The sequence below is a fragment of the Mesorhizobium sp. M7A.F.Ca.US.006.01.1.1 genome (assembly GCF_003997935.1).
Classification (GTDB): domain Bacteria; phylum Pseudomonadota; class Alphaproteobacteria; order Rhizobiales; family Rhizobiaceae; genus Mesorhizobium.
In genome coordinates this window covers 1-4,858 of record NZ_RZQL01000368.1, presented here as the reverse complement: position 1 = coordinate 4,858, position 4,858 = coordinate 1, and the positions used below count along the sequence as shown (strand labels likewise).

6 protein-coding genes and 1 pseudogene are annotated in these 4,858 nt (G+C 60.9%); 5 read left to right on the top strand and 2 right to left on the bottom strand.

Annotation, left to right across the window (positions count from 1 at the left end; genetic code table 11):
- Together EN943_RS34955 and EN943_RS34950 are read right to left on the bottom strand one after the other, a co-directional pair.
- On the bottom strand, positions 1 to 920 hold a 920-nt coding region (locus EN943_RS34955; protein WP_164770234.1), incomplete at its 3' end, for a branched-chain amino acid ABC transporter substrate-binding protein.
- Between the two features lie 398 nt (positions 921 to 1,318).
- On the bottom strand, positions 1,319 to 1,585 hold the full coding sequence (locus tag EN943_RS34950) for a sel1 repeat family protein (RefSeq protein WP_010915070.1): 267 nt from the start codon (positions 1,583 to 1,585) through the stop codon (positions 1,319 to 1,321).
- Positions 1,586 to 2,034: 449 nt separating this feature from the next.
- Between EN943_RS34950 and EN943_RS34945 the strand changes: the two genes are divergently transcribed.
- From EN943_RS34945 to EN943_RS34930, 5 genes and pseudogenes are all read left to right on the top strand, one after another.
- Positions 2,035 to 2,376 (top strand): DUF2147 domain-containing protein, encoded by a 342-nt coding sequence (locus EN943_RS34945; protein ID WP_127416371.1) that lies wholly within the window; start codon positions 2,035 to 2,037, stop codon positions 2,374 to 2,376.
- 225 nt (positions 2,377 to 2,601) lie between these two features.
- Positions 2,602 to 2,760 carry a hypothetical protein gene (locus EN943_RS37850; RefSeq protein WP_023812838.1) on the top strand — a complete coding sequence of 53 codons (159 nt, stop codon included), beginning with the start codon at positions 2,602 to 2,604 and terminating at the stop codon, positions 2,758 to 2,760.
- A gap of 40 nt (positions 2,761 to 2,800) precedes the next feature.
- Positions 2,801 to 2,995 carry a hypothetical protein gene (locus tag EN943_RS34940; protein ID WP_127416370.1) on the top strand — a complete coding sequence of 65 codons (195 nt, stop codon included), beginning with the start codon at positions 2,801 to 2,803 and terminating at the stop codon, positions 2,993 to 2,995.
- A 116-nt stretch (positions 2,996 to 3,111) separates the two neighbouring features.
- A complete protein-coding gene (locus EN943_RS34935) occupies positions 3,112 to 4,575 on the top strand; it encodes an AMP nucleosidase (protein WP_245476090.1) in 1,464 nt (487 codons plus the stop codon).
- Between the two features lie 70 nt (positions 4,576 to 4,645).
- Positions 4,646 to 4,858: pseudogene (locus EN943_RS34930) on the top strand (AP endonuclease); the annotation flags it as partial.

Sequence of the window (4,858 nt, the reverse complement as noted above, 5' to 3'; positions counted from 1 at the left end):
TATGAGAACAGCGTGAAGCCCTCCGGCACGAAACCGCCGGCCTTGATCTTCTCGACGGCTGCCTTGGCTTCCGGCTTTGCCTGCGGGTCCGACGGGAAGACGAACATGGTGCCCTCGCCGGCCGGGCCAGCGACCTGCCAGAATTCCGGCGAGGCGATGGAGTCCGGCATGATCAGCTGGAACTTCAGGTTCTGTTCGGCCGACTGACGCAGGATCAGGCCAGCTTCAGGATGATAGCCGCCGAAATAGACGACGTCGGCTTTCAAGTCCTTGAGCTTGGTGACGAGAGCCGAATAGTCCTTCTCGCCAGCGTTGATGCCGTCATAGTAGACCTCCTTGAGGCCGCCGGCATTCATCGTTGCCCTGACGGCGTCAGCCACGCCCTGTCCGTAGGCGCTCTTGTCGTGCAGGACGACGACATTCTTGCCGGCGAACTTCTTGGCGATCCATGGGCCGATGAAGGCGCCCTGCGCATCGTCACGCGTATAAAGGCGCATGATCGTCGGCCAGCCGGCCTTGGCGGCCGCGTCGGTCAGCACCGGGTTGGAAGAAGCCGGGCTCATCATCAGCGCGCCGGCTTCGGCATAGACGGCCGAGGCCGGAATGCTCGAACCCGAGCAGGCATGGCCGTCGATGAACTTGACGCCATCGGCGACGACGCGGTTGGCAACCGAAACGGCCTGCTTGGGATCGCACTGGTCGTCTTCGATATCGAGCTTGATCATCGACCCGTTGACGCCGCCAGCGGCGTTGATCGCGTCGGCAGCGGCCTGTGCGCCCTGCTTGAACTGATCGCCGATGGTGGCGAGCTGTCCGGTCATCGGGCCGATCACCGCAAAGGTGATGTCGTCGGCGAATGCGACCGGCGTGCTCATCATCAGGCCGAATATGGCCGCGTTCAAAATACTCAATTTTTTCATGATGGTAGAACTCCTCCACTCACGCGCGGCCGCCCCGGCCGCGCTTCTTCCAGAGAGGCCGGACAATTTCATCCTTCATTGGGCCTGTCTAGGCGCATTGGTGCCGCTCGATTGGGCCTGCAAGACGTCGTCCACGCAAAAAGCCACGCCAGCCTTGTTCCGGCTGGTCGTGGCTTTTTTGCCCGTCGAGCAATCTCCAGGCGCCCCCGCGCCTAAAAATCCCGCTCAGCTTCCCTGTGTCGCGCACGACTGGGCCTTGCGGCCCGCCGCGTTCTCTTTCTTAACCGTGACCGTCTTGCGCGGCCTTCAACTTCGCCGGGTCTGGCTGTCTGTGCAGTCTTGATCCCGGAGCTTCCCTGTCTTCGATCTTCGATAGGCCAGTCTGCGATTGGCAGATTTCAGTGCATGGTCATCCATTCGCGGGCTTCGCGAAGCGCCTTGGCGATCTCGACCTTCGACATGGCGGCCGACAATTCCGAGCGCAGTTCGGCGGCGCGGGCCGAGCCCTTGATGGCGGCGATGTTGAACCATTTGTGGGCGGCAACGACATCGGTCTCGCAATCGCGGCCGGTCGCATACATCATGCCCAGTTCGAAAAGGATGTCGGCCTGGGCAGTTGCCCCCATGGCGCCGAAACCTGCTTCAAGCATTTCAAAACGTGCCATTTCAATCCCCTGTTTCCGGCCCCTGTCAGGCTCCCGAGAGCTGCCTTCTTTCGTGCTTGGCGGCTGCTCTTCCGATGCTTTCGAGAATGCCGTGCAGGCTTGAATCCGTCGTTAAATGGCGTGCTTAATTTGAGGAAAACAAAGCTAAAACAAGAGGTAAACGCTGAAATTTGTTAAGGATACAAAACCAGCAATTCAGCCTGCTTGCGTCAAATTTGACGAAAATTTTCCGATGCCAAGTCAAGACTTCGCTAACCACGGGAGACAAAGGCGATGCGCCGATCGTTTCATTTCCTTGGCCAGGAGACGCATTCGGGGCCCTTCAAAATCCGAAAGTCTTCCGTTGCGGCACCGCTTTTGTTTTGCCGGGAGCTGGATTAGCTTACGTTTGCGTAAGCGGCAGACCGGCGAGGCGGAGCATCCGGCCGGACATCCAAAGGGAGGAAGACATGTTTCGAAAAGTGAGTCTGGCCCTTGCGGCCACATTTATCATGGCCGGTGCGGCCTGGGCCGATCCGATCGAGGGCAATTGGAAGACGCAGGCCGGCGACACCGCGGCCATCGCAGGCGGCGGTTCGTTTTCCATCACGCTCAAGTCCGGCAAATATGCCGGCAAGACCATCGGCTCGCTCAAGGCGACAGGCGACAACAAATATGCCGGCAACATCACCGATCCGGCAAACGACAAGACCTATTCGGGCAAGGCGACATTGTCGGGCACCTCTCTCAAGATGAGCGGCTGCGTGCTCGGCGGACTGATCTGCAAGAGCCAGACCTGGCACAAGCTCTGATCGAGCGCATCCTTGCGACATGAGGACGGGGCCCCAACGGGCCCCGTCTTCGTTTTGTCGACACATCCTGCACCGGTGATGCTCGATACCCGCCGGCGGCTATCCAAACCGACGCCGGCGCCGTCGAAACCCCGTCAATCATCTTGAACCGCAGATGAACGCCGGCATCAGAGCCGGTTCAGTTGCATCAGGGCATTCTCCGGCGTGTTGAAGGAGACCGACCCAATGCTTGCTCGCCGCTTCACCATCGTCTGCCTGCTGGTGAGCCTGTTTGGAATGTTCTTCGCCATCCTCGTTGCCGAAGCGGGCCGTCCGGCCCGCGCCTGGGACGAAGCCAGTTCCAGAACCTGCCGCCTCGCCTGCCCCACCCATCTTCGCAACTGAACAAAGAAACCAAGACCTCGAAAAGAAAAGCTCAGACATCATGAACCGCATCGCCGCCAACGCTCTCAAGACCCTTCGGCTTCTGCCGCGGGCGGCGCTTATCCTGACGGTTCTGGCCGCTCCGGTTCTGGCCGTGCCGATGATGCGCGCCGATAACGGCTCGACGATCGACGCACCAGCCCTGAAGAAGTCCGGCGTCGGCTTTGTGCTCCTGGTCAGCCTACAGCGCGGTTGAAGAAAAACAGCGCTTTGGCCGCCTTCGGTCGCGACACCCCTCCCAAGTGCCGATCCAAGTCTCTATATTGAGCCATGGAAAAGCGAATCTACCCACAAGCCATCGAATCTGTCGTCATGCCGGAGCCTTTTGGCCGGCAAAGCTTTGATAGCGCCGAAAAGGCCGTCAAGGCACTGCAGGCGCTTTACGACCGCAACACCAAGTTCCTGCGCGACTCCTTCGCAGAGCTGGCGGCAGCAGGCGGCGACAATGGCAAGCGCTACCGGGCCTTCTACCCGGAGATCGGCGTCACCACCAACTCGTTCACCCAGATCGACTCGCGCCAGGCCTATGGCCATATGCCGACGCCTGGGCATTTTGCCACCACCATCACCCAGCCCGGCCTGTTCGAAAGCTATCTCGTCGAGCAGTTGCGGCTGATCATGCGCAATCATGGAGTTGCGGTCACGGTATCGGAATCGACCACGCCGATCCCGCTGCATTTCGCCTTTCTCGAAGGCACCCATGTCGACGGCGCGGCGGCCGAGCGCATCAAGCGGCCGATCCGCGACCTGTTCGACGTGCCGGATCTCGACGGCACCGACGACCAGATCGCCAACGGCACCTTCGAAGTGGCCTTTGGCGAGCCGAGGCCGTTGGCGCCCTTCACGGCGCAGCGCATCGATTATTCGCTGCACCGGCTGTCGCACTATACGGCGACCACGCCGCAACATTTCCAGAACTTCGTGCTGTTCACCAATTACCAGTTCTACATCGACGAATTCGTCGCCCGCGCACGCGACCTGATGGCCAATGGCGGCGGCGGATACACGGAGTTCGTCGAGCCGGGCAATGTCATCACCAAGGGCGGGCAAAGCGCGCCCAGCGAAGGCGTTGCACCGCCGCGCCTGCCGCAGATGCCGGCCTATCATCTGAAGAAATCGGGACATGGCGGCATCACCATGGTCAATATCGGCGTCGGTCCTTCCAACGCCAAGACCATCACCGACCATATTGCGGTGCTGAGGCCGCATGCCTGGGTGATGCTCGGTCACTGCGCCGGCCTGCGCAACACCCAGGCGCTTGGCGACTATGTGCTGGCGCATGCCTATGTGCGCGAGGACCACGTGCTGGACGACGATCTTCCGGTCTGGGTGCCGATCCCGCCGCTGGCCGAGATCCAGGTGGCGTTGCAGGAAGCCGTCGCCGAAGTCACCGGCCTTTCCGGCTACGACCTGAAGCGCATTATGCGCACCGGCACCGTCGCCACCATCGACAATCGCAACTGGGAACTGCGCGACCAGCGTGGGCCGGTACAGCGTCTGTCGCAATCTCGCGCCATCGCACTCGACATGGAATCGGCGACCATCGCCGCCAATGGCTTCCGCTTCCGTGTTCCCTACGGCACGCTGCTGTGCGTTTCGGACAAACCGCTGCATGGCGAGTTGAAGCTGCCCGGCATGGCGACCGAATTCTACAAGCGCCAGGTGGCGCAGCACCTGACCATCGGCATCAGGGCGATGGAGAAGCTTGCGGAAATGCCGATGGAGCGGCTGCATTCGCGCAAGCTCAGAAGTTTTTCGGAGACGGCGTTCCAGTAGGCCGATGCCACGCATCGCGTAGGCATTTCTCATCTTGATTGGGCCGCATTTCTGCCGATAAGCAGGCGGCATGGAGAGAGCGAGCTTCGGGACATTGCTGATTTCGGTTGCATTCCTGGCAATGCTGGCCTGTTCGATCGCGCTGGTGGCCGGGTTTTTCGGAACGCTGCATCCGGCCTTCGATTCCTTCTCGCATTTCCGCGTCCACCTTGCCGTGCTGATGGCGCTTTGCGCACTGCCGCTGCTGGCCACGACATTTCGCCTGCAAGCGGCCGTGGCGCTG